This is a genomic window from Bacillus sp. MC1252, assembly GCF_056838025.1.
In genome coordinates this window covers 335,069-359,346 of sequence record NZ_CM166369.1, presented here as the reverse complement: position 1 = coordinate 359,346, position 24,278 = coordinate 335,069, and the positions used below count along the sequence as shown (strand labels likewise).

At 43.0% G+C, this 24,278-nt stretch carries 24 protein-coding genes; 7 read left to right on the top strand and 17 right to left on the bottom strand.

The genetic code is table 11. The features are described 5' to 3' along the window. Positions 1 to 24: 24 nt before the first annotated feature. From ACYH0L_RS01935 to ACYH0L_RS01910, 6 genes are read right to left on the bottom strand one after another with little or no spacing between them, the layout of a single operon-like run. Positions 25 to 828: an ABC transporter permease gene (locus ACYH0L_RS01935; protein WP_034320747.1), complete on the bottom strand. Its 804-nt coding sequence runs from the start codon at positions 826 to 828 to the stop codon at positions 25 to 27. Next, positions 821 to 1,690, bottom strand: coding sequence for an ABC transporter permease (locus ACYH0L_RS01930; RefSeq protein ID WP_230031263.1), 870 nt, complete (start codon positions 1,688 to 1,690; stop codon positions 821 to 823). Before ACYH0L_RS01930 ends, ACYH0L_RS01935 begins: the two co-directional genes overlap by 8 nt. Then, positions 1,690 to 2,781, bottom strand: coding sequence for an ABC transporter ATP-binding protein (locus tag ACYH0L_RS01925; RefSeq protein ID WP_099726091.1), 1,092 nt, complete (start codon positions 2,779 to 2,781; stop codon positions 1,690 to 1,692). The genes ACYH0L_RS01930 and ACYH0L_RS01925 overlap by 1 nt, the downstream gene beginning before the upstream one ends. 8 nt (positions 2,782 to 2,789) lie before the next feature. Then, the gene (locus ACYH0L_RS01920) at positions 2,790 to 3,869 is read right to left on the bottom strand and encodes an ABC transporter substrate-binding protein (protein WP_367308409.1); all 1,080 of its coding nucleotides are present in this window, start codon (positions 3,867 to 3,869) and stop codon (positions 2,790 to 2,792) included. After that, positions 3,866 to 5,851, bottom strand: a complete 1,986-nt coding sequence (locus ACYH0L_RS01915) for a hydantoinase B/oxoprolinase family protein (RefSeq protein WP_256499289.1) — start codon at positions 5,849 to 5,851, stop codon at positions 3,866 to 3,868. Before ACYH0L_RS01915 ends, ACYH0L_RS01920 begins: the two co-directional genes overlap by 4 nt. Continuing rightward, positions 5,841 to 7,910: a hydantoinase/oxoprolinase family protein gene (locus ACYH0L_RS01910; protein WP_099726094.1), complete on the bottom strand. Its 2,070-nt coding sequence runs from the start codon at positions 7,908 to 7,910 to the stop codon at positions 5,841 to 5,843. The genes ACYH0L_RS01915 and ACYH0L_RS01910 overlap by 11 nt, the downstream gene beginning before the upstream one ends. A 367-nt stretch (positions 7,911 to 8,277) precedes the next feature. Between ACYH0L_RS01910 and ACYH0L_RS01905 the strand changes: the two genes are divergently transcribed. Both ACYH0L_RS01905 and ACYH0L_RS01900 read left to right on the top strand, forming a co-directional pair. Then, entirely contained in the window at positions 8,278 to 8,706 is a 429-nt protein-coding gene (locus ACYH0L_RS01905; protein WP_099726096.1) for a NucA/NucB deoxyribonuclease domain-containing protein, read from the top strand. 203 nt (positions 8,707 to 8,909) lie between these two features. Further along, on the top strand, positions 8,910 to 9,296 hold the full coding sequence (locus tag ACYH0L_RS01900; RefSeq protein WP_099726097.1) for a competence protein ComJ: 387 nt from the start codon (positions 8,910 to 8,912) through the stop codon (positions 9,294 to 9,296). 1 nt (position 9,297) lies between these two features. Here the strand turns inward: ACYH0L_RS01900 and ACYH0L_RS01895 are convergent, their stop codons facing one another. Together ACYH0L_RS01895 and ACYH0L_RS01890 are read right to left on the bottom strand one after the other, a co-directional pair. Further along, complete coding sequence (locus ACYH0L_RS01895; protein WP_099726098.1) at positions 9,298 to 10,104, bottom strand: AAC(3) family N-acetyltransferase; 807 nt, start codon at positions 10,102 to 10,104, stop codon at positions 9,298 to 9,300. A 27-nt stretch (positions 10,105 to 10,131) separates the two neighbouring features. After that, positions 10,132 to 10,548 (bottom strand): Lrp/AsnC family transcriptional regulator, encoded by a 417-nt coding sequence (locus tag ACYH0L_RS01890; RefSeq protein WP_180275460.1) that lies wholly within the window; start codon positions 10,546 to 10,548, stop codon positions 10,132 to 10,134. Between the two features lie 116 nt (positions 10,549 to 10,664). Here ACYH0L_RS01890 and ACYH0L_RS01885 point away from each other — a divergent pair, with 116 nt between their 5' ends. After that, entirely contained in the window at positions 10,665 to 11,432 is a 768-nt protein-coding gene (locus ACYH0L_RS01885) for an MBL fold metallo-hydrolase (protein ID WP_256499288.1), read from the top strand. A gap of 46 nt (positions 11,433 to 11,478) precedes the next feature. Here ACYH0L_RS01885 and ACYH0L_RS01880 read toward each other — a convergent pair whose 3' ends face one another. Beyond that, the gene (locus tag ACYH0L_RS01880; RefSeq protein WP_099726101.1) at positions 11,479 to 11,808 is read right to left on the bottom strand and encodes a YckD family protein; all 330 of its coding nucleotides are present in this window, start codon (positions 11,806 to 11,808) and stop codon (positions 11,479 to 11,481) included. Positions 11,809 to 12,047: 239 nt separating this feature from the next. On the opposite strand from ACYH0L_RS01880, the gene ACYH0L_RS01875 reads away from it, so the two are divergent. Both ACYH0L_RS01875 and ACYH0L_RS01870 read left to right on the top strand, forming a co-directional pair. After that, on the top strand, positions 12,048 to 12,863 hold the full coding sequence (locus ACYH0L_RS01875) for a transporter substrate-binding domain-containing protein (protein WP_370461129.1): 816 nt from the start codon (positions 12,048 to 12,050) through the stop codon (positions 12,861 to 12,863). A 12-nt stretch (positions 12,864 to 12,875) separates the two neighbouring features. Continuing rightward, complete coding sequence (locus ACYH0L_RS01870; protein WP_099726103.1) at positions 12,876 to 13,553, top strand: amino acid ABC transporter permease; 678 nt, start codon at positions 12,876 to 12,878, stop codon at positions 13,551 to 13,553. 288 nt (positions 13,554 to 13,841) lie between these two features. Here the strand turns inward: ACYH0L_RS01870 and ACYH0L_RS01865 are convergent, their stop codons facing one another. The 5 genes from ACYH0L_RS01865 to ACYH0L_RS01845 all read right to left on the bottom strand — a co-directional run bounded on the left by ACYH0L_RS01865 (position 13,842) and on the right by ACYH0L_RS01845 (position 20,081). Next, complete coding sequence (locus ACYH0L_RS01865) at positions 13,842 to 15,140, bottom strand: arsenic transporter (RefSeq protein ID WP_482354302.1); 1,299 nt, start codon at positions 15,138 to 15,140, stop codon at positions 13,842 to 13,844. Positions 15,141 to 15,269: 129 nt separating this feature from the next. After that, entirely contained in the window at positions 15,270 to 16,502 is a 1,233-nt protein-coding gene (locus ACYH0L_RS01860; protein ID WP_099726105.1) for a PucR family transcriptional regulator, read from the bottom strand. 125 nt (positions 16,503 to 16,627) lie between these two features. Further along, the gene (gene pruA / locus ACYH0L_RS01855; protein WP_230031257.1) at positions 16,628 to 18,175 is read right to left on the bottom strand and encodes an L-glutamate gamma-semialdehyde dehydrogenase; all 1,548 of its coding nucleotides are present in this window, start codon (positions 18,173 to 18,175) and stop codon (positions 16,628 to 16,630) included. 23 nt (positions 18,176 to 18,198) lie between these two features. Continuing rightward, complete coding sequence (locus ACYH0L_RS01850; protein WP_099726107.1) at positions 18,199 to 19,116, bottom strand: proline dehydrogenase family protein; 918 nt, start codon at positions 19,114 to 19,116, stop codon at positions 18,199 to 18,201. 161 nt (positions 19,117 to 19,277) lie between these two features. Next, positions 19,278 to 20,081, bottom strand: coding sequence for a nucleotidyltransferase domain-containing protein (locus tag ACYH0L_RS01845; protein WP_099726108.1), 804 nt, complete (start codon positions 20,079 to 20,081; stop codon positions 19,278 to 19,280). Between the two features lie 60 nt (positions 20,082 to 20,141). On the opposite strand from ACYH0L_RS01845, the gene ACYH0L_RS01840 reads away from it, so the two are divergent. Further along, positions 20,142 to 20,456, top strand: coding sequence for a hypothetical protein (locus ACYH0L_RS01840; RefSeq protein ID WP_099726109.1), 315 nt, complete (start codon positions 20,142 to 20,144; stop codon positions 20,454 to 20,456). 221 nt (positions 20,457 to 20,677) lie between these two features. Here ACYH0L_RS01840 and ACYH0L_RS01835 read toward each other — a convergent pair whose 3' ends face one another. Then, positions 20,678 to 21,634, bottom strand: coding sequence for an acetylxylan esterase (locus ACYH0L_RS01835; protein ID WP_482354301.1), 957 nt, complete (start codon positions 21,632 to 21,634; stop codon positions 20,678 to 20,680). Between the two features lie 265 nt (positions 21,635 to 21,899). Here ACYH0L_RS01835 and ACYH0L_RS01830 point away from each other — a divergent pair, with 265 nt between their 5' ends. Next, complete coding sequence (locus ACYH0L_RS01830; RefSeq protein ID WP_099726312.1) at positions 21,900 to 22,685, top strand: carbon-nitrogen family hydrolase; 786 nt, start codon at positions 21,900 to 21,902, stop codon at positions 22,683 to 22,685. An 82-nt stretch (positions 22,686 to 22,767) separates the two neighbouring features. Here ACYH0L_RS01830 and ACYH0L_RS01825 read toward each other — a convergent pair whose 3' ends face one another. Together ACYH0L_RS01825 and ACYH0L_RS01820 are read right to left on the bottom strand one after the other, a co-directional pair. Further along, entirely contained in the window at positions 22,768 to 23,325 is a 558-nt protein-coding gene (locus ACYH0L_RS01825; RefSeq protein WP_099726111.1) for a shikimate kinase, read from the bottom strand. An 85-nt stretch (positions 23,326 to 23,410) separates the two neighbouring features. Then, positions 23,411 to 24,184, bottom strand: a complete 774-nt coding sequence (locus tag ACYH0L_RS01820; RefSeq protein WP_099726112.1) for an IclR family transcriptional regulator — start codon at positions 24,182 to 24,184, stop codon at positions 23,411 to 23,413. Positions 24,185 to 24,278 lie beyond the last annotated feature (94 nt).

The following is a 24,278-nucleotide window of genomic DNA, read 5'->3' as shown; positions in this document are numbered from 1 at the left end:
CAGCTCCTTGTTTCTTCATTATATTTACATCACCTTAGACAGACCAATCGTTTTCTCAATAATGAGCAACGCAATGATAGAAATGATAATAAATATGACGGATATCGCATTGACACTTGGATCAAAGGTTTGCTCAATGTAATTAAACGTCCTCACTGGAATCGTAATGGTTTGGGGAGAGGAGACGAACAAACTGATCGATATTTCCCCAAATGACGTCACAGCTGAAAACACTCCGCCTGCAATGATCCCTGGCTTGATCAAAGGCAGTGTCACTCGAAAGAATGTGCGAATGGGTCCTGCGCCAAGATTCATTGAAGCTAGCTCAAGTCGCGGATCAAGATTCGAGACACTGACACCTACCGTTCGAACCACATATGGAAAACCAATGATGACGTGACCAATAACTAGCGCCCACAAAGAACCCGTAAAGCCCATAGCTGTAAACAAATAAAGCATTGCAATCCCTAACACCACCTGAGGAATCATGAGAGGGGACAAAATAAAAGCTTGGATGGCCTCCTTTCCCTTAAAGGAAAGCCTCGCTAAAGCATACGAAGCCATTGTTCCTAAAAGAACAGTAAGGGGCGTCACGATGAGTAGCAGAATGACACTGATACGCAGAGATTCCATCCATTCTGGGTTTGACACGACCTCATGAAACCAACGAACTGAGAACGATGTCGGCGGGAATTCAGGAAAAGCATTCGGGCTAAAAGCAGAAAGGACAATGACAAGAACAGGTATGGTTAAAAAGAGATAAACCAATGAGCCAGCAGTCCAAATCAGGATCGAAAGCAAGCGGTCACCAATTGACTTTTTACGCATGCATCCTCGCCTCCCAACGCTTCAATAGATAGCTTAATAGACTGACCACCACAAGCACACACACCAACAAAGTAAACGACATGGCAGCAGCAAGAGGCAAGTTATAGACCTGCATGACCTGCTGATAAATAGACAGCGGCAGCAGCGGCTGCATCCTTCCGCCGACTAAAAGCGGGGTGATATAGCTCCCTGCTGCTAGTGAGAAGACAATAATCGCTCCAGTGATCATACCTGGAATAGTAAGTGGTAGAGTCACATGAAAAAAGGTTCGAATACGGCCAGCTCCAAGGCTCATAGAAGCCGGTCTTAAATGACGATCCATATCGGTTAAGCTTGTTGCGATAGGAAGCACTGCAAAAGGCAGCATGACTTGAACATAAGCAATAATCACCGCATTCATATTCCAGAGCATAGATAACGGCTGCTCAATCACATGTAAATCTAATAACATGCCATTAATCAGACCATTTTGCGAGAGAAGAACGATCCAGGCAAACGTCCGAATAACAACACTTGTCAAAAGCGGCGATACAAGTAAGATATAGAAAAATGCCCGCAGCCGTCGGTTAGGTGCCTTGACTAGTACGTACGCTGCAGGATATGCCATCAATAAACAAATTACCGTTGTCTGCAAGGCCACCCACACTGTACTTCCAATCGCCTTCACATATGCATCTGTGGTGAACACATGAATATATTGAGAAAAGCTATACGTTTGTAATGTATTCATCATCGAATCAACATCACGAAAACTGAGAACGAACATCATCACAAGTGGAGCCAGAAGAAATACAACAAGAAACAAACAGGCTGGCAGCAGCATAAACCAATGAAATCGTTGATTCTTTTTTTTGATTCGCATCACGTATGCACCTTCGAATCTAAGAAAACGACATCTTCAGGCTGCCAATTGATATGGACAGTTTCTCCAACCTCCGGCAGCTGAGGAAATGCTGCATCTGATGCATGTACTATGATTTCACCTTTATCAAGCCCCACGACCAAACGTAATGAGTGCCCGATATAACTGACGTCTGCTAAAACACCTGTGACATGGTTTGGCTGAAAATCCTCTTTGACAGAAGATATGCTGATTCTCTCAGGACGCAGCATGAGTAAATACTTCTCTCTCTTTTCTTTATGCGCCGCAGGCTTTAACTGAATATGCTGCCCGTTTGACTGGGTGTAATGTGGAACTGTGAATGTGGAACCAGCTTCATCATACACTGCCTCAAATAGATTGACCTGCCCGATAAATTCAGCGACAAAGCGATTGTTTGGCTGACGATATACCTCTAAAGGCGTCCCAATCTGCTGAATTCTTCCCTCACCTAAAATCCCAATCCGGTCAGATAGGCTTAAGGCTTCTTCCTGATCATGTGTCACGAGAATGGTCGTAATCCCGACATTCCTTTGAATATTTCGAAGCTCAGTCTGCATATTTTTTCTTAGTTTTGCATCTAGGTTGCTGAGAGGTTCATCAAGTAGGAGAACAGACGGCTGAATGGCCAGCGCCCGCGCAATTGCCACCCGCTGCTGCTGACCACCACTTAATTGGTGCGGCATACGTTTCGCATATTCCTCCAATTGAACAAGAGATAAACTCTCCATGACCTTTTGTTTGACTTCTGCCTTCTTTTTCTTTTGAACCTTCAACCCGTATGCCACATTATCAAATACAGTGAGATGAGGGAAAAGCGCATAGCTTTGAAAGACCATACCCGTTTTTCTTTGATAAGGCGGTAAAGCTGTCACATCCTGATCGCCAATGTAGACGACTCCTTTTGTCGGTTCTAAAAAACCGCCAATGATGTTTAATAGCGTTGATTTTCCGCAGCCACTAGGGCCAAGAAGGGAGAAAAACTCTCCCTCATTCACCGTAAGACTGACATCTTCAAGAGCAATCTGCTCACCGAAATGCTGGCTGATGTGTTCTAAATGGATTCCACTCATGCGATCACCTATTTTCCTCCGCCTAATACTTCGTTCCATCGATTTGTCCAATTACCAAGCTCAGAAGTCGCTGTTTCGTAATCTACCCAAGTCAGCTTGCTATAATAATTCTCTCCAACCTTCACTTTCCCCTTAATCTTGTCACCGTATTTCACATCAGAATTTGACATGCCATAATAAGATTTTTCCGAGAAAGCCTCCTGTGCTTCTTTTCCGCTTAAATAGTTTAATAGTTTGTAAGCAGCTTCCTCATGCTGACTTCCTTTCGTTAAAGCCCAGCTCGCAACAGCTGCAACAGCGCCTTCCTTCGGATAGGAGAAACCAATATCCATCCCTTCTTCTTCAAGGGCAAATGATCGGCCATCCCAATATGGAACTGCCGCAATGTCACCACGTTCTAACAAGGTTTGAATAGACCCTGGGTTATCTGGAAAAGCAGCTACATGCCCTTTTAATTGTGCTAGGCTTTTAAATGCTTTGTCGATATCCTTAGGATTCGATTCTGTTCCTCCTTGAGCGTGGACAAGTGCAGAGAAAAATTGCAAGCCGGCTGAATAGGTCGGAGAAGAAATAGCCACCTTCCCTTTAAGCTGACTGCTCCATAGGTCTGTCCAGCTGTTTGGCTCCTGCTTAACAAGATCTTTTCTATAAGCAATCCCTAGCTGCCCCATACTAAAGCCTGCTGCATATTGTTTTCCGTCAACAGTGAGCTTCTTTTGAACAGAACGATAAAGTTTTTTCACATTCGGTGCTTGTTCTTCGTCAATAGGATTAAGAACGTTTGCTGCAATGCCTCTTTGAATCGTATCAGGCTGTAAAATCAGCAAATCATACGGTGGATTTTTACCATTTGATGCTTTTAATTTCGTAAACCATTCAGAATCCGCCCCAGAGACGGTTTGAACTTTAATTCCCGTATCTTTTTCAAACTTTACAAGGATTGGTTTGATATTCTTTTCCCAATCGCCGCCGTATACGCCAACGATGACAGTCTGCTGCTGTTTGCTTTGATCCTGTCCACCGCAAGCAGTCAGCAGTAGAACCATTGATAGGATGCCTGCAAAAATAGTAATTAATCTTCTTTTCATGATTCATTTCCCCCTTTTTGTTCATTCATTTGACGAAGTGCTTGAATAATATCTGTCTTTGTTAACGGTTCATGTCTATGACTGAAATGAGTATGAACCGCATGTTTATAGTGCGTACGTTCATTAGCTGAGTATGAACGCAGCTGAATAGCAAGTTCGCTGCTTGCTTCGTCCGACCATACTTTCTCATAAGCTGCTCTTTGTTCTCCAAAATCCCACACGACGTCAATATCATCATCAATCTTTTCGCGAAGCCACCTAGTCTGCTCCTCGTCAATTTTCCATTCATTTTGGTCTAGATAGACTTTGACACCATATTGCTGCAGCGCTCGTTCTTCACTTAAAAGACCTGCTTCCACTTCCTCAAGGACGTTCTCTTTCTTTCTAGCAAATGGGGCCCCCCAGCCTCCTCCACTTGGTGAAACCAATTGAACAATATCGCCTTTTTCAAGACACAGAACATCTATTTTTGGCTGGTCTTGTTTTTCTCCATTCGCTGTGATCAGCTTTACCTCACCAACAGCTCCCGCTCGGCCGCCCATTAATCCCCAAGGTTGAAACTTCATCCGTTCCATTCCTCGTGCTGTCACCATGGATTCAGGCTTGATCATCTCAAATTCCAAACCGATCGCATGCCCGCCTCTATTTTCTCCCGCTCCACCTGTGTTCGGCAGCAGCTCATATCGGTGAACATGAATATCAATATGCTGTTCCAAGCTCTCAATCGGTGTATTCTTTAAAAAGCCTGACGAATGATCAATACCATCTACTCCATCAGTCCCTTTTTGAGCACCGCCGCCTCCGCCTAACGGTTCGACAACAGACATTTTCCTACCTCCTGTATCATCATCAGGAACAGAGAGAACAACAATGGCAGATTGACCAGCACCTGCTGCCGGTACTGCTTCAGGTAATAGTTTACCAATGGCGCCTAACACGACATTGTACAGCCTCATCGTAATCGAATGTCGAATACCGACAGAAGCCGGATATTCTGGATGTACAAGCGTTCCTTTAGGAGAAATCACTTCGATTGGATATGTAATCCCACCATTGATCGGTATAAATGGATCTTTACTAATGATGTAATTAATCAATCCTTGATATAGGAAGGAATGCTTCTGACCATTGGTGACAAGGTTAAAGGCCGTTTTTACTTGCGGGTCACACTCAGAAAAATCAAGCGTCAGCTTTTTTCCTTTGACCGTTAGCTTGATTTTTAATCGGATAGGCACGTCCGAGATCATATCATCATCCAAATAATCAGCGAATTCGCTCGTTCCATCAGGAATTGCTTCAATGACCTTCCCTGCACGATCCTCGGCTTGCTTCAGCAGGTCAAACATTCCTTGTTTCACTTCGTTTTTCCCAAATTTCACAATCATTTCTTTTAACCGATTATCTGCTGTATTGACTGCGGCAATCATCGCATTGATATCCCCATCATTTAAATGACTGGTCCGGCTGTTGGCTCTTAAAAAGGTACGAACCACCTGATTCTCTTTTCCGCCTTCATAAATTTTCACTGGCGGTATTCTTAATCCTTCTTGATGAACATCCGTCGCAGTCGGTGAAATACTCGAAGGCACAAGTCCGCCCACATCACTTACATGAACAAAAGACCAGGCATAGCTTACAATTTCACCATCTACAAAAATGGGTTTAATGATATGGACATCTGGCAGATGAGTCGCTAAACCATCTGTCGTATAAGGGTCATTTGTGATGATAATATCTCCTGGCTGCATCGGTCCGCTTTCTTCAATCGCTTTTTTTAGGCTCAGCCCTAGAAAGATCGTCACACCGACTGTCTTCGGATAAACAAAGAAATCTCCAGAAGGCGTGGCTAATGCTGTTGCAAAATCAGCAGATTCTTTTACGAAGGTCGTAAATGACGTCCGCTCAATGACATGCCCCATGCCTGATGCGATCGCATTAAAGTAACTGCGCATCATCTCAAGCTTTGCTGGATCAGTTCTCATGTAAAGCCGCCTCCCTTGAAATTACTAAGTTTCCTGATGGATCAATCCTGCCTAACCAGTTTGGCAGGACCAATGTTGTCGTATCATCCTGCTCGATAATAGCAGGTCCTTTTACGACAGAACCTACTGACAGAGCATCTCGGTTATAAACAGATGCTTCGTACTCTTTTTCTTCTATAAAGATACGTCTAAATTCATGTGGCTTCAAAGACTGTCCGCTGCTTTCATGAACAGAAGAGAAAGGCAGGGGCGGCGTCTCGCCTATGACTCGAACTCGTAAATGCGTAAATTCAATGTTCGCCTGATCGTCCCTATGTCCATATTGACGCTTATGCAGTTTGTGAAATGCTTCAGTGAGTTGATGGATGTCTTGTTCTTGCCTCAGCCAATCAGCCGATAATGGCAATTCAATCTCAAATGCCTGCCCTTGATAGCGTGCGTCGGCCAATAATAGAATAGACGTCTGTTTAATATGTTGAATGTTTTGCTGACTGAACCAATCAGTCGCTTTACGCGAAAGCATCTCATAATCTTGTTTTAATTGATCTATCGTATAGTCTTGTAAACATATTTTCTTAGACAACACCGCATCATGAATAAAATCAGCTGTGAGAGCACCTAACGCACATAATGTGCCAGGACTTGGAGGAACGACCACATTTTTTGCATGAATTTCTCTTGCAAGGAAATTTGCCACAACAGGTCCTGCGCCGCCAAACGCCAGTAAACTAAAATCTCTCGGGTCAAACCCTTGCTGCTCCATGACATTGCTTAATTCCGTGTACATATTGGCTACAGCTACTTGAATCAGCTGGTCAGCCGCCTGTTCAATCGTTTTATGGAGCTGATCCGCAATTGGCTTAAAGGCCATTTTCGCTGCAGACAGCCGCAATTGTAAATGTCCTCCGGCAAAACGTTCTTGATTGAGATAACCGCATATGAGAAACGCATCGGTTACAGCTGCTTTCTTTCCCTTTCCATACGAAGCTGGACCCGGCTGCGAGCCAACGGATTCCGGTCCTGCTTTTAGAAGTCCGCCCTGATCAATCCACGCAACAGAACCTCCACCTGCTCCTATTGAATACATCGCAACAGATGGAAGAATGATAGGAAAACCTGAAAGCTGATTTGATTGGGCCATTGTAGGCTGGCCATTTTGAATGATCGAGATATCCGCACTTGTACCCCCAACATCAAAAGTGATCAGATTGGATTCGTTCGCAGATGCTGCAATTCTTGCTGCACCAATGACACCAGCTGCCGGACCAGAAAAAAGGGTTTTAACGGGTGAGGTTGCTGCACTTTCTGCATCCATTAAACCACCATTTGATTGCGTAATGTATGGAGAAATTGGTACACCTTCTTCTTTCAAGCGGCTTTTCAATGTTTGTAAATACTGTTTCACCTTTGGTTGAATGTACAAATTGACAACAGACATCACTGTACGCTCGTATTCCCTCATTTGAGGCCATAATTCAGATGAAGTAAGGACTTCTAACTGCGGGTAATGATGGTTGATATAGGATTTTGCCTGTAATTCATGAACTGGATTTTGATAACTATGTAAAAATGAAATGACAATACCTGCTAGCTTTTTAGATATGACCTGCTGGACAGCATCATCTAATGGCTGCAGGTGGAGAGGTTTTTTGATCGTACCATCGTGTATCAACCTTTCAGAGATTGAATATACATGCTTTCGTGGTATCAATGGTTCTGGCAAACGAGAATTGAAGTCATAAGGAATGGGTAGTCGTAAACGTTGTAGTGATAAAATATCTTGAAAACCTTCCGTCACAAAAAGGGCTAAATCTGCTCCTTTTCGCTGCAATAATGTATTAAGGCCGATTGTCATTCCGTGTACGAGATATTGGATGTTGGATAAATCGACATCTCTTTCTTTTAAAAGATGTAGCCCATTGATAATTCCCTGGGCTGGGTCATCTGTCACTGTGGGTGTTTTGAGTTCGATCAGCTCCCCTGTTGCTTCATTCATCAGCGATAAATCAGTAAATGTTCCGCCTATGTCTATTCCGAGCCGATAAGAGACATCCGCCATTTGTACTTCCCTCCTGCAATGTAAATAGAATCATATTTTGATAAATTACGACATTTTTTGATATTTGACTCCATATTATTAAAGCATATCGGTCTAGTCAATTTTATTTTTTTAAAATTTCTGTGTGTTAAATTCTTGAAATTAGCCCAAAAAGCAGTGATAAAGCCGTTTTGCATAAGCATAATCATTTTATGAGCAGCAAAATTAAAATTTTTATGAATTTCTACAAATATGAAGGGAGAGAAAACGGTTAAAAAACGTTTTTCGAACTTTAAAAGACGTTTTTTCAAAACCAGGAGAAATTGGTAAGTAATTCTGCTATACTTCTGTTTACAAAATACGCAAAAAAGAAAGAGAGCTAGCATCTATGAAACTTCTTAAAACCATTCTCTTGCTTTTATTGATTGTCATTGGTGTAGCAACAGGCTATATCCAGCTGGAGCAAAGTAAACAAGAGACGACGAATTCATCTTACGACAAAACCATTCACTTTCCATCAGATCGTTATCCAGAAACAGCGAAGCACATAGAAGAGGCAATTGAGGAAGGTCAATCCTCCATTTGTACAATTGATCGTAAAAATAGCGATGAGCAGAGAGACCGCTCACTTCATGGCATCCCGACAAAGCGCGGATATGACCGGGACGAATGGCCGATGGCGATGTGTAAAGAAGGGGGCAAAGGAGCTTCTGTTAAATATGTACGTCCTTCAGATAACAGAGGGGCAGGCTCTTGGGTAAGTCATCAATTATCAGATGATCCTGATGGCACAAAAATTCAATTTATCATTGATTAGTCCCATTCATCTTTTCTACATTAGAAGCTCTTTCCCATTTAGCAGGAGACTTAAAAGAAATGGTCTCACAATTTCACATCTAGACCCCTCAAACAGTAGCGCAAGACGGCGACAATCGTCTTGCTGCCTAACATTCTCTTCAAAGTTCATTCTTTCAAACATTCACTTTTCAACATAAATTTATGAATAAAGGAGTTTTTTATATGAATGACTTAAATCAAACCTATTCCTTATCGATTTCCTATCACCAAATCACCGTATACGCTGGAAGCGATACACCCCCTGTGATTGATTGGACAGATGATGACATTCTTCAAGGATTCGCAACTGGAGATCAGGGTGTTTCTTTTGAAGGCGTCAACAATGGAAAGGCTTTTATTTTCGTGACATTAAATGAAAATGAGCCCCCAGCATCCTTTGATAGAGTCATAACGGTGCCATTTACACATTCAAGCGATCAAGTTCATATCACAAGCGTCATGGCACAGGTTCTGTCTTTCTCCATTCCAAAAGGAGACTATCAGCTCACCTGCTATACTTCACAACAACCTGATCAAGATCTCTATTACTTTCATTTTCAGACTGTGTAGATCATGACTGGTCGTACTGTTCAAGCCACTTTTCCGCATAGTCTACCGATCCTCTTACCGGTAATAAATACGAATTGGCAAGCCCGATTTGACCACGGTAATGGGTATATCCTGAATGTAAAAAATCACGACCAATCTGTTCAAATAGTTCTTCTCTTGTCATGATATCTTGATACTCTTTCCATACCCTCCATCCATTTTCTAAAATAGGGGCCCCTCGTATCATGAGGTCTTGCTGAGAGATTCTATATTCAGCTAAGTGGAAGGCTGTATGGCTCTCAAATGACGTACCAATCAGCAGTACTTGAGCATCAAGATCGTACATGCGCCCAAGCGGCGAATTTTCTCCTAAACCATAAGAAAGCGCATGGTGTTTCAGAATTTCATGTTTCCTTTTCCCCCAAGCTGTGAATGAAAAATTGGGATGAGTGCTTCTCGCCACGCCTGGGTACTTCCAAAATGTTTCCGCTACCTTTCCCATTGCTGTTGGCGTCGTGTAAGCCGGATCAAATGCAGGCATCGTCTCTTTGATCGATTTCCACCATGAGTAGGGAACGGGCGGATCGATCCAATCGGCGGGATCAGACAGCTCTAACGTTTGTGCCGGCATAACCAAGGTTCCCTCTTCTGTTAAGGTTTCCATTAATGCTTGTATGACGGCTACAGCACCTCCATTCACCCAGCCGATAGATGATAAAGATGAGTGAACACATAAAATCATGCCTTTTTTCACACCAAGTTGAACCAAGTCAGCTTTGATTCTTTCCTTTGTCATCGGTTCAGCTTGATTTCTAATGAATTTTTGCATTGTTGCTATCCTCCTGCGGCTCTTCTATTACCGATGAATGTGACGTTTAACCGCAATAGACAATTTATAATTTGCGTAATTTGTCAGCTCCGTTAAAAACTGATCAAGCTCATCGTGACTGGAGAAATGTCCTTCAGCCATATAACAGCCCTCTCCACTTATTTTAAATAGATTCTTGATTTCTTCCTTTTGATGAAGAAACGACAGTAGCGGTTCATGATGAAGGCTTCGGGTATAGAGCTGCATAAATGTTTGGATGGTCTTCTGTGTCCGCCAATCGATCGAAATGGTATAAGCTTCAATCACACCATCTTCTTCTAGCTTTAACACACGATTTGCAACCGCTTGACCGGTTAAATGAACTTTTTCACCTAGTGCTTTCATGGTTAATCGACTGTTCTTTGAGAGTTCTTTTAAAATGTCCATATCTGTTTGATCTAGCATTGGCTCACCTCTTTCAAAAATCAAGTCCTTCCGCTGAAAGACTTTCATGATCCTCTTTCACATGAAGCTCTTTTAATATACTGTAAACTTAATCAGAAAAAAAGGAGGCCTTTTTAATGAAAATAACGCTCATTCGTAATGCTACTTTATACCTTCAATATGGTCAGTCAACTTTCTTAATCGATCCCTTTTTAGCAGCCAAAGGAACATATCCACCGTTCCCTCATACAGCGAATCAACATTTGAACAACCCCATTGTGGATCTGCCTGTAAACATTGATTTAGACAAGATGTTACAGCCGGATGCTGTCTTGCTCACTCATTTACACGTGGATCACTTTGACGACGAGGCGAAAAAGACATTAGCTCAAGACCAACCAATCTATACTCAATCGGAAAAGGATCAAAAAGAAGTCAAAGAAGCTGGCTTCCAGCATGTCACATGCATTGAAGATGAAATGGACATTTGTGGTGTTCATATTAGACGTACAGGCGGGCAGCATGGGACAGGGGAAACGGCAAAACGGATGGGACAGGTCAGCGGTTTTGTTTTCTCTCATCCTGATGAACCTACCCTTTATATTGCGGGTGATACCATTTGGTGTGATGAGCCGAAAGAAGTTGTGAATACATGCAGGCCAGATGTCATTGTGGTCAATAGTGGGGCTGCTCAATTTTTAGAAGGTGATCCGATCACAATGACCAAGGAAGAGATTTTAGACATTCACCGCTCTCACCCAAATGCTCAAATGATCGCTTGTCATCTTGAAGCTGTGAATCATTGCCTGTTAACAAGAGCTGCATTGGAAGCTTACATTCATGAACATCATGCAGATCAAGCTATTTTTGTCCCTAAAGATGGTGAGACTCTCACCTTCAGATAGGATCGATAAACAAGATGAAACCGGCATCTCGCTGCCGGTTTCATCATTATGGTCGATGGTGCTGTGGTTTTTTCAGTAGTGGAACAAATCCGTTATTTTTTAAGTGATTGTAATGTTCATCCATTCGTTTCGTGATGTGTGTGCCTTGTTCCTTTGTTAACACACCATACTGAACATATTTCTCAATGACTTCTTTTCGTTTCGAAAGAATTTGCTGCTCAAGCTTTTCGATTTGTTTTTGTTGTTCTGTTGTTAATTTTACTTGATGCGTCACTGGACGCTTTTCCATTTGTGGTGTTTCTCCATGAGCCGTTTCCATATGAAAACCAAATAACAGCATCATTGATAATAAGATCAAGCCACTTATTTTTTTCATATCTTTTGTTCCCTCCTTTATTCGAATTTATTTTGTACGCTCCTTCCTTTTTTATACATTCTTTGACAACGTCAAATTGAGCATAATATTCTTACTTTTTCGCTTTTCATCTGAAAACGTTGTCCTAACTGAAAAAGCGTGCTATGTTTTGTTTTGTATAAAAAATAGAGGAGGATTCTTAAATGAGTCGTTTTTATCATAGAAAACCTATATGGGTGTTGCTTGTTGTGTCTGCTCTCATGCTTGTCATGTCTGCTTGCAGTCAATCAGGCTCATCTCAGTCTGGAGAATCAAAGTGGGATCAGATTCAAAAGAAAGGGAAAATCGTGGTTGCTACTTCAGGCACCCTTTATCCTACGTCTTATCATGATACATCAAACGGCAAGGATCAGCTGACTGGCTATGAAGTTGAAGTCGTCAAAGAAGCTTTTAAACGCCTTGACGTGAAAGTAGAATTTAAAGAAATGGGCTATGATGGGATGCTGAGTGCCATTAATTCTGGTCAAGTAGATGCCGCTGCAAACGATATCGACATCACAGATGACCGGAAGGATAAGTTTGCATTTTCAACTCCTTATAAATATTCCTACGGAACGGCTATCGTACGGAAAGATGATTTGTCTGGCATTAAAACTTTAAGAGATTTAAAAGGCAAGAAAGCAGCAGGTGCTGCAACGACCATTTACATGGATGTCGCCCGTAAGTACGGTGCAAAGGAAGTCATTTATGATAATGCCACAAACGAGCAATACTTAAAGGATGTCGCAAACGGCCGAACAGATGTCATTTTAAATGATTATTACTTGCAAACACTGGCTCTTGCTGCATTTCCTAAATTAAATATTACGATTCACCCTGACCTGAAATACATGCCGAATGAACAGGGCTTTGTGATGAAGAAAGACAACACAGAGCTTCAAAAAGAATTAAATCGTGTATTAAAAGACATGAAAAAAGACGGAACGATGAAAAAGATTTCCGAGAAGTTCTTTCATCATGCAGACGTCTCAAAGAAAATTGATGCTGATGTCGAAGATGTCGACATTTCCAAATAAGGAGCCGCAATCGTGGGAGATATTCATTTAGAATATATATTTAATCCTGCACTGGCAAAGGCGTCGTTTCCGTTTGTCATGAAAGGCATTTGGCTGACGCTGCTCATATCCTTTGTGAGCATGTTTTTTGGCACGATTCTTGGCTTTTTTATTGCCCTTGCCAGAATGGCGAATACGTGGTTGCTTCGGCTGCCTGCACGGCTATATATTTCATTCATGCGAGGCGTTCCCATTCTGGTGATTTTGTTTATTCTTTATTTCGGATTCCCTTATATCGGCATTGAGTTTACAGCTGTAACTGCTGCCATTATTGGGTTCACCTTCAATAGTGCTGCCTATATAGCAGAAATCAACCGAGCGGCCCTCTCCTCTGTTCCAAGTGGTCAGGTGGAAGCCGCTAAATCATTAGGTCTCAGCTATTGGCAAACCATGCGTGGTGTCATATTGCCTCAATCCGTTCGCATTGCACTGCCGCCATTGACCAATGTCATGCTCGACTTGATCAAAGCCTCCTCACTGGCAGCGATGATTACTGTACCAGAGCTCTTCCAGCAGGCAAAAATTGTTGGCGGACGAGAATTCGATTATATGACCATGTATATTTTGGTCGCATTGATTTACTGGGGCATTTGCAGTGTGGTCTCATTGCTGCAAGATTATTTGGAAAAACGCTATGCAAAATATCTGTAACAAAAAGAGCAGATCCAATCGATCTTCTCTTAGACTGTTGACAAAGGGCTAAAATGATCTTTATTTTAGCCCTTTGTCTTCTTTTCAGCGTGATAGAAAACCTTTGCAGTCTAGGAAGGACGAGTACTGGAGCGGAGCGAATTTGACATTCGTGAGCACCGGCACGCAGGACTGACAACGAATGCGAGGGTTTGTCTACACGCTGAGAGCAGATCCAACGATCTTCTCTTTTTTTTATATTCAGCGTAGATGAAAAAAGGACGAGACCTGACTGAGAGCACCTGCTCTTTAATGTATCAGCCATAACCACGCATATAACCCCAATAAAGTAAGGATCAATGTTGGGATGGTCAGGATGATTCCGGCTTTCATGTATGCACCCCAAGAAATATGGACGCCCTTTTTCTTGAGAACGTGAAGCCACAGCAATGTCGCCAATGAGCCGATTGGGGTCATTTTCGGACCAAGGTTGGAACCGATGACATTGGCATAAATCAGTCCGTCTCTCATGACGCCTGCTGTATTTGTATGTCCGATCGCAATCGCATCAATTAACACGGTAGGCAGATTGTTCATGACAGAGGACAGCACTGCCGCAAGCACGCCCATAAACATCGTTCCGGCAAGCAACCCATGCGATGCGCCTTGTTCAATCCATGCCGCCAATATTTCTGTGAGACCGACATTCTTCAGTCCATAGACGACGACATACATGCCGATTGAGAAAAATACAATGGACCACGGTGCTTCTTTTATGATGCGCTTTGTCGCCACTTGCGGACTTCTTTTCGCCAGCCACAAGAAAGCAAGAGCAATGCCTCCTACAATGATTGACACGGGAATGCCAATCAATTCCCCTGCGAAATAACCAACTAGCAAGAGTCCTAACACATACCAAGACAAGCGGAACATGCGCATATCACGAATGGCTGACGCTGGTTCCTTCGCCTGTGACAGATCGTATGTCTTTGGGATGAACTTTCTGTAAAACACATAAAGCACAAGCATGCTCGCTCCAAGTGACACGAGGTTTGGCACGAACATGTTCGCTGTATATTCGAGAAAGCCAATATGGAAATAATCGGCAGACACAATATTGACGAGGTTGCTAATGACAAATGGCAAGGAGGTGGTATCAGCAATAAAGCCGCTTGCCATCACAAAGGGCAGGATCATACGCTCATCCAGCTTCAACGCTCTCACCACAGATAAGACAATTGGGGTCAAAATCAGTGCCGCTCCATCGTTGGCAAAGAAAGCTGCCACCACAGCGCCGAGCAATGTTAAATAAATAAACATGCGGACACCGTTCCCTCTTGCGGCTTTTGCCATATGCAGTGCAGCCCATTCAAAAAAACCGATCTCATCTAAAATTAACGAAATGATAATAATGCCAATAAATGCAAAGGTGGCGTTCCATACAATTTGCGTGACTTCCCACACATCGCTCAGATGAACGACACCAAAGGCAAGAGCAAGAATGGCTCCGCCACATGCTGACCATCCAATGGTTAAACGTCCTGGCTGCCAAATGACAAGGACGAGGGTCATGATGAAAATCAAAATGGCCAAGGTGACTGATCCCAAAGGGTGGCCCCCTTTCACTTTTCTCATAAAATCTTTATCTATCATACAACGAAACGCAGTAGTTGTATGCCATTTTCACAACTCGCATGAAAATCCGCAGGTGATCCTGAGCACCTGCGGATTCCATGATTATTGATCTTTTTTCATCAGCATCAATTCAATAAATAACTCACATCGCTGACTAAAATGACTCAAATCAATCGAGGTCATATCAAAGATTTGTTTCATTCGATAGTTTAATGTATTTTGATGAATAAACAACTGCTCCGCAGCTGGCTTTAGCTTGCAATTATTCAATAAGTAGACCTCAAGGGTTTTTAAAAAAGAGGTTTGGCTATCGCGGTCTTTTTCCTTCAAACGTAACAAATCTGGATTGAAGTCGTTTTTCTTCTTTTGGTGGCTGTAAATTGAGTCTAAGAAACGGAAGACCCCCAGATTCTCGTAATCATAGGGAATCAGTTCCTGTCCCCCGACAATTTTCACAGCCTTCACTACCTCTATCGCTTCAAATCGACTTGTACTCATTTTCATCACATCGCGATATTCTCTTCCCATCCCAATATACAAAGGGGATGGATGTGAATGCGTTTTCGATTTCAGATGAGCGATGACATCAGCGGCGGTCGCTTTCGGTGAGTGCCGGTCTGACAGACTGCCTAATATGACGACGATGTCTGCTTGCACGGAATAGACGTGATTGACCTTATCTTCTAGCTGCAAATACGTTCTAATGACATCCTTCACATCTTCTGCCGTCTCACTTTTGTTATCGGCAGCGTGTACAACCATGACGGTAAATACAGCCGGAAGTGGAATGCTTAAGTTCTCAGCCTCCCATTTCAGCTCTTCTTCTGTATAAAAATGATCATCCATGACCTTTTTGAAAAATTCCTCAATTTTACCTTCCTTTTTCTCCAGCTGTTTCTTATTTTTATAAATAACTTTTCCAACCTGAAAGGAAGCTTCGTGCAAAAATTGCAGCTCCTCCTGAGAGAGAGAATCCTCAATGTCCTGCACCCAAATAAAGCCCACAACCTCTTGTTTATGCTTTGCGCTCACAGCCACCCGCCGATTAAAACCGAGCTCGTCATGACCGCTCACATAAAAAGGCTCTGACTCCGCGAGAAGCCGCTCGATTACCCCGGTTTTCTTTAACCAATCGACTACAGACCCCGGGCATTCCTTTGAGAAAATCGTTTGCTGATTGACTGGGTCAAACTGCTGAATGCTGTAAGAATTATAAGCAAGGAGCTGGCACTCTGTGCTTTCTAAAATGACTGGTTTTTTTAAATACCCGCTAATAAATGCAATTAACTTATCGACATCAAAAAATGTATGAAGCTTTTCTAATATCTCTTCCATCCCGATTGCTCCCTGATTAAGTGATACATTTATCATACTTCTTTCCGGACAGATTTGCATAGAAACAAGTCGCAGACAAGCAAAAAAAGCATGAACCCGCCTGCACAGGTTCATGCTTTTCCAAATTAAAACATTTCACTAATCGTTTTCGCCTGCATGTGTAGCGCTAGGTAATCTGGACCGCCTGCTTTTGAATCTGTCCCTGACATTTTGAAGCCGCCGAATGGGTGGTATCCCACGATTGCTCCTGTACAGTTACGGTTAAAGTAGAGGTTCCCCACGTGAAACTCCTGTTTCGCACGGTTGATGTGATCACGATTATTTGTAATGACAGCACCAGTCAAACCGTATTCTGTATTGTTGGCTACTTCAAGTGCTTCATCAAAGTTTGAGACTTTTGAGAAGGCCAATACAGGTCCAAAGATTTCTTCTTGCATCAAGCGAGATGTTGGCTCAAGATCTGCAAAAATGGTTGGATGGATAAAGTAACCTTGCGAATCGTCACTCGTTCCGCCAGTGACTAGGCGGCCTTCCTGCTTGCCAACCTCGATATAGTCCGTGATCTTGTCAAAGGAAGCCTGATCAATGACAGGTCCCATGTAGACATCAGCTGATAGAGGATTGGCTGTGGTTTTCGTTTCTGTGATTTCCTTCACTCGCTCGATCACTTGATCATACAGCTTCTCGTGGACGACAGCGCGAGATCCAGCCGAACATTTCTGTCCTGAAAAACCGAAGGCTGATGTAAAAATGGCGTTAGCTGCTAGTTCAACATCTGCATCCTCATCTACAACAACTGTATCCTTACCACCCATTTCAGCAATGACACGTTTTAAATGCTGCTGACCTGGCTGCACTTTTGCCGCACGTTCAAAGATACGTGTCCCTACCTCTCTTGAACCAGTGAATGTAATGAGGCTTGTTTTCGGATGATCCACTAAGTAATCTCCCACCTCTGCTCCGCTTCCTGGTACAAAGTTGACAACACCCTTTGGAAGACCTGCTTGCTCAAGCTCTTCCACAAAGCGGGCAGCGATGACAGGAGTAGCACTTGCTGGTTTTAAGACGACTGTATTTCCCGTTACGATTGGAGCTACTGTTGTTCCTGCCATGATCGCAAACAAGAAGTTCCACGGCGGAATGACGAGCGTCACGCCAGTTGGTGTGTACACGTATTGATTTCGTTCGCCCTCGCGGCTGTTCACTGGTTTACCTTTCGCCAGCTCCAGCATTTGGCGGGCATAATACTCTAGGAAGTCGATCGCTTCTGCTGTATCTGCATCTGCTTCATTCCAAGGCTTTCCTGCTTCTTTTACAAGAAGTGCTGAATACTCATGCTTTTTACGGCGAATACCTGCCGCAGCACGGAATAATACGCCTGCTCTTTCTTCTGGAGAGGTATAGCGCCATGTTTCAAATGCTTTTGCCGCAGCTTGAACCGCTTGTTCCGCCTCTTCCTTCCCCGCCTTTGACACAGTTCCAACGACTTCATCCTTTTTCGCCGGATTGATCGATACAATCTGGTCTTTTGTTTCGATTCTTTCTCCGTTAATCACTAGCGGATAGGTTTGACCAAGAGATTCAGTTACTTTTGCTAATGCTTGTTCAAACGCTTGGCGGTTTTCTTCCTGGCTAAAATCCGTGAATGGTTCATGTTTGTAAGGTGTTGTCATCTTTGTCACGCTCCCGTTTCAAATTATTTTCTCGTCATCCCTTTTAAAGCAAATGCAATGTTTGCCGGCCGTTCTGCAAGACGTCTCATGTAGTAGCCATACCACTCTCGTCCATACGGGGTATAGACCCTCATTTGATAGCCTTCTTTCACAAGCGCTAGCTGGGTTTCTGACCTCATGCCATACAGCATTTGAAATTCGAACTGACTTGTCTGTATATTGTGTTTTTTCACAATATTTTTCGTGAACTCGATCATTTGATCGTCATGAGTCGCAATGGCTGTATAGTTCCCTGTCAGTAATTGCTTTTCGATCAGCTTCTTATAATTCTGATCGACATCTTTTTTGATTGGATACGCCACTTCGGCGGACTCCTTATAGGCACCCTTTACTAGTCTTAAAAATGGCTGCAGCTCATTTAGGTCATCAAGATCCTTTTCTGTTCTGTACAAATACGCCTGAAGAACCGTACTGACATACTCATATTGAGATTTCATCTCTTTAAAAATGTCCAGCGTTTTTTGACAGCGCTGTTCATCCTCCATATCAATTGTCACCATGATACGATGCTTCTCTGCCGTATCTAAAATGCTTTTCATATTGCGATACACAAGGTCATCGTCAATATCTAGTCCAAGTGATGTCATTTTGAGTGACACGTGGGAATTGAGTTTCGCCTCTGCAATTTGCTGAATGGTTTGAATACACTCATTCGTCCGCTCATTTGCAATCTCTGCCTTTGTGACAAACTCACCAAGGTGATCGACTGTTACGGCCATACCTTGATTATTAAATCGTTTGATCACAGGGATAGCGCTCTCAAAATTCTTCCCCCCGATGATCTTCTTTGATGCAACAGCACTTCCCCAATTACGAGCAATATGGTTCAAGAGACTGCTCTTTGACAAAAACAAGAAGAAATTTCTTGTGACCGACTCCATAAAGGGCACCTCCCACTCTTTGTAAGCTATGTCTTTATTGTAAGGCTCATGAGCTGTCCGCTACAATATTTGAAGATGACAAAAATTCTGACTTTTTTTGTGGTTTTATCACAATACGAGATAAAAAAGAGCCTGCCGCTAACCGGCTGGCTCTTCCTCGCTTACGCCCACACCTCATCAAGGGTAGAGTGCAGCAGCTCATTTAATTCTTGCATCAGATTGTCTTTCGGCTGATTGTAGCTTTTCACCAATTCATGAAAGCGAGCCAGCTCTTTGTCGATAAATGGCTGGACATAGGCGAGGCGGTTCTCTACATCCATTTCTTCTCCATCCATTTTGCGTTTGAGCAGCTCATGAATTTCAGCTAAAAGCGGTCCATCCTCCACCAGTTCCTCTAGAAGTTCATGAAAATCTATAGGAGGAACCGTCCGGTAGCGTTCAATCCACTGACAGGCAAGCAGAGGACGAAGCACATAAAAGTACTTCTTGATTCGCACCTGCTCTCCTCGTAAATATTGACTTTCATTCCGCTTGGCCATATTGAGATAGTGATACATCAATGCTGCTGGATAAAACGCTCGATCCTTTAATTCTCTTAGCTGCTTTGCCAAAGAGAAAGATTCAGCATAGATAATATCAGAAGACAGCCATTCCATAATGGATGGATTTGATTTATTGAATAAGCGCAGCGCCTTTCTAAGCTCCCAGCCGCTCATATCAAGCTCGTCATCAATGGGCAGCTCAATGACATCACGATGTTCTTCAATCGACCAGTACCATTCCTTCCGGGGAACATATAAAAAACGAACATCATAATCACTGTCAGTCGAGGGGAATCCCCATGCCCTGCTGCCTGATTCGACGGCAAGACAAATCCTTACGTCATACGTTTCTTCGATGATTTTCAGCTCTTCCTTGATTCTCTCTCTCAAGCGTCCATCAACTCTTTCTTTAGAATTCTGCATGACTTCTTCACGTTTTGGGAAAATACGAATAAGACATATATGAAAAAGGAGTTGGATCTGATGTCTATATCTCGCATCATGAAATGGATCACCGGAATTTTTGAAGCCTGCCTTGCCATCCCTGTGATTGGAGGACTATTTGTCATCAGCAATGGCTACACACCGCTCATGGTCATGCTTATTCTGCATATTATCACACTCGTCTTATCGAAGCGAGACCATGGACCAATGATTGGAAGTATCATCGGAATTGTCACATCCTGCCTGGCCTGGATTCCGATTCTCGGATTCATCCTGCATATCATCACAGCTCTTGTCCTCATCATCACTGCTTTAGTGCCTGATGAAAAAACAAGACAGAACACGAGTTATTGAAAAAGAGGCCCTCACGCTGAGAGGCCTCTCAGATTGTTGACAAAGGGCTAAAATGATCTTTATTTTAGCCCTTTGTCTTCTTTTCAGCGTGATAGAAAACCTTTGCAGTCTAGGAAGAACGAGCACTGGCGCGGAGCGAATTTGACATTCGTGAGCACCAGCGCGCAGGACTGACAACGAATGCGAGGGTTTGTCTAAACGCTGAGCGGCCTCTTTCTTTTTTATATAAGCAAATGCTTTTGTAAAAAGGACAGCTTCTCTGTTTGAAAAGCGGGTATGAACTCGTGCCCAAAATACCGATAAATCTTGAGCTCTTTGTCAGTTTCTAAATGGTTGTATGCCGCAAATACAGTAGATGGCGGTGTCACTTTATCAATCAGACCGATCGCCATCAATGTTGGCTGTTTCACCCAACCGGCTAAATTGATTAAATCAAAGTAGCTTAATGTCTCAAGTACCTTTTCTTCAGCTTCTGGATCACTGTTTCTTCGAAGGTATGAATTGATTTCTAAATAAGGCTGCTCCAAGGCCACATCGACTGCACGTTCAAAGTTTGATAAATAAGGGTAATCAGCCACAACGACCTTCGGAATGTTTGAAAGTGCTGCAGCTGCAATGGCTAATGCGCCCCCTTGACTTCCGCCAATCACGCCGATGCGGTGCTGGTCAACTTCTGGGAAGGACTGAATGACTTCAAGTGCACGAACCGCATCTAAATAAACGCCGCGATAATAGTAGGTATCCTTTGATAAAATGCCTTTTGTCATCCACCCCAATGCGTGCCCGCTTGGTGTTACCGCCGTATCCTCACTGCCGCCTTGACCGCGAACAAGCATTCCGAACGTCGCATAGCCATGCAGCGCCCAGTTGACGATGTCATGAATGCCGCCGTCATAGCTGCCATTGTAGCCATGAAATTGAACAAGTGCTGGGTGCGGACCTGTTTGATCCGGGACAGCATACCAGCCTTCAATACGAGAATGCCCAAAGCTTTGATACGTCAGGCGGTACACTTTGACCCCTTTTGCTGGATAGTCGTAAGGTTCAAGTGCTTTTTTCGGCTCCACTTGATGCAATGCTTCAAGCGATGTCTTCCAAAAGGCAGAGAAATCAGGACGTGCTGTTTTCTTTGGTTTATATCCTTTTAACTCTTCTAGTGGTAAATCGAACAATTGCATATCATACTATTCCCCTTTGTTTTATTAGTTATATGTATCATATCACTGATTTCCTTACTTAGACAGTCCTTTTCACTCTCTTCTCTCAATATAGACGAAACCTTCTGACATTTCTATTGGCAAAGATGACATAAACCTTTATGATAAAGAAACTGGCTTGAAGCCTAGATGCTCTCAGGCAGGATCAGCCTATACATTCATTCATGAAGGTGGATCATTCATGAATTTTTACATTTGCACGCAAACGAATAAAGGAGGAACCGTCATGAAAATCGCCCTTATCCAAATGGACGTACAAATTGGAAAACCTGATGTGAACTTTAAGAAAGCAGAAGCGTTTTTAGAAGAAGCGATCCGTCAACAGCCTGACCTGATCATTTTACCCGAAATGTGGAATACCGGATATGCGCTAGAACAGGCAGATCAGCTCGCCGATGTAAACGGAGAACGCACGAAACAGCTCTTCTCTTCCTTTGCCCGCAAGCACCAAGTGTATCTCATCGCAGGAAGTGTATTGAATAAGCGTGCAGAAAATGAAGACATCACCAACACGATGTATGTGTTTAACCGCCAAGGTGAGCTTGTATTAGATTATGATAAAATTCATTTATTCCGCTTAATGGATGAGCACAACTATTTAACCGCTGGTGATCAGCTTGGTTTATTTGACTATGGTGAAGATGTGAAGATCGGCGCGATGATCTGCTATGATCTCCGTTTCCCGCAGCTCTCCAGAACACTTGTGAACAAAGGTGCGAAAGTGCTCGTCAATACCGCCCAATGGCCGTCAGCAAGAGTGGACCATTGGCGCAGCCTGCTCATCGCAAGAGCCATCGAAAACCAATCCTTTATGATTGCTGTCAACCGGACGGGCACAAGCAGGGACACTGAATTCCCTGGACATTCCATGGTGATTGACCCACTCGGCCGTATACTGCTTGAAACAAGCCATGACGAAGACATTCATTATGCAGAAATTGATCTTCAGCTAGTGGATGAAGTGAGACAACAAATTCCTGTCATGACAGATCAGCGTCTAGACTTATATTAAAAAACGAAATCTTCGTGTTTAATTAAACGTTTGTTTAGCCCTCTTCTATATAGAAAAAAGTCTACCCTAGACGGTAGACTTTTTATTTCGAGTATAAATCCCAGCCAAGCTTGAGTGTGTCCACAATATAATTGGCAACTTCCTCAGCCTCTAGATGATCTGTTTCGACTCTTGAGTTATGAAGGGCATAAATTTCCCGGCGCTCTTCAAACAGCTCTTTCATCTCGTCAATCGACCGGTTATGAAGAACAGGGCGGTTTTCGATTAAAATATCCAGCCGCTGCTTCCAATTCTCCCAAGATAAATCAAGGAAAAGAACCGTACAATGCTTCAAGCAGGATCGTTTGATTTCTTCCTGTTTGAACGCACCGCCCCCTAGGGACACAATCTTCAGCTGTGTATGTTCACATAAATCGACGATATAATCCTTTTCAGCCTGCCTGAAGAAAGCTTCTCCTTTTTGCTGAAACATTTCTGGAATCGTCATGTTGTACTTTTTCTCAATCTCCTGATCGACATCAATAAAATCTCTATATAACTTTTTGGCGACGAGCTGCCCAATGGTTGTTTTACCAACGCCCATAAAGCCAATGAGGACAATATTTCGCTGTCTCACAGGGATTTCTCTATTGTTTTTCATGTTCGTGACACGTCCTCCTTACGACAAGGAATGCTACATAATGTTTCTATTATATGATAAATGGGCTGTGAAAAGATAGGCATTCTTAAAAATTGTGTTTGACAACGTAACCGAGCTGTTCGGAGAGCTTTTGGGCGTGTTCCTTCACTTTTTGCTGCAACTGAGGAATGACTTCTTCAGTAAATCTATGAGTTGGACCAGATATTGATAAACATGCCTGCACCTCGCCATGAATGTTAAAGATCGGCGCTGCCACTGCCGCAGATCCGACCTCCCGTTCATCAATACTGCAAGCAGTATACGCCTTAAGAATATGTGCACATTCCTTTTGCCAGTCATCTTTCTTCACGTTTTCAGCCTCAGACATGAATACTTTTTGCTGAAATTCTTCGCTTTGGAAGGCAAGCAAAACCTTTCCACCAGCACCTGCGTATAATGGCAGCTTCTCACCAATCTTGACAAGATGCCTGATGGATTGCAGCCCTTCAGCTTGTTCAATACAAATCCGGCTTGTATGATCTAGCACATATAAATTGACGGTTTCCTTTGTTTCATCACGAAGTTTGTACATAAGCGGCTTTGCCAGTTCCCTCAATTTGATGGACTTCCCAGCAATGTAACCGAGCAGATAAAGCCTTTGACCGAGTCGATATTTGAGTGTATCTTGGTTCTTTTCCACAAAATGATTCATTTCAAGTGCCTTGAGCAGTCTCGTCGTGGTAGACATTGCTAAATTCATCTCTTTTGAAATGTCCGTTAGCGTCAGCTCTTGCCGTTCTTCGCTAAAACAATGAAGAATATCCAAAGCCCGCTGAACGGTACGCAGTCCCGATTCTTCTTTTGACTTTTTATCAGCCATGTTCAATTTCTCCTTTTCCTTTTGATTTCTGTGTCGACATGAACAGCCAACTTTGCTATAATCCATTTTAAATATTCCATTATAAGAAAACAAA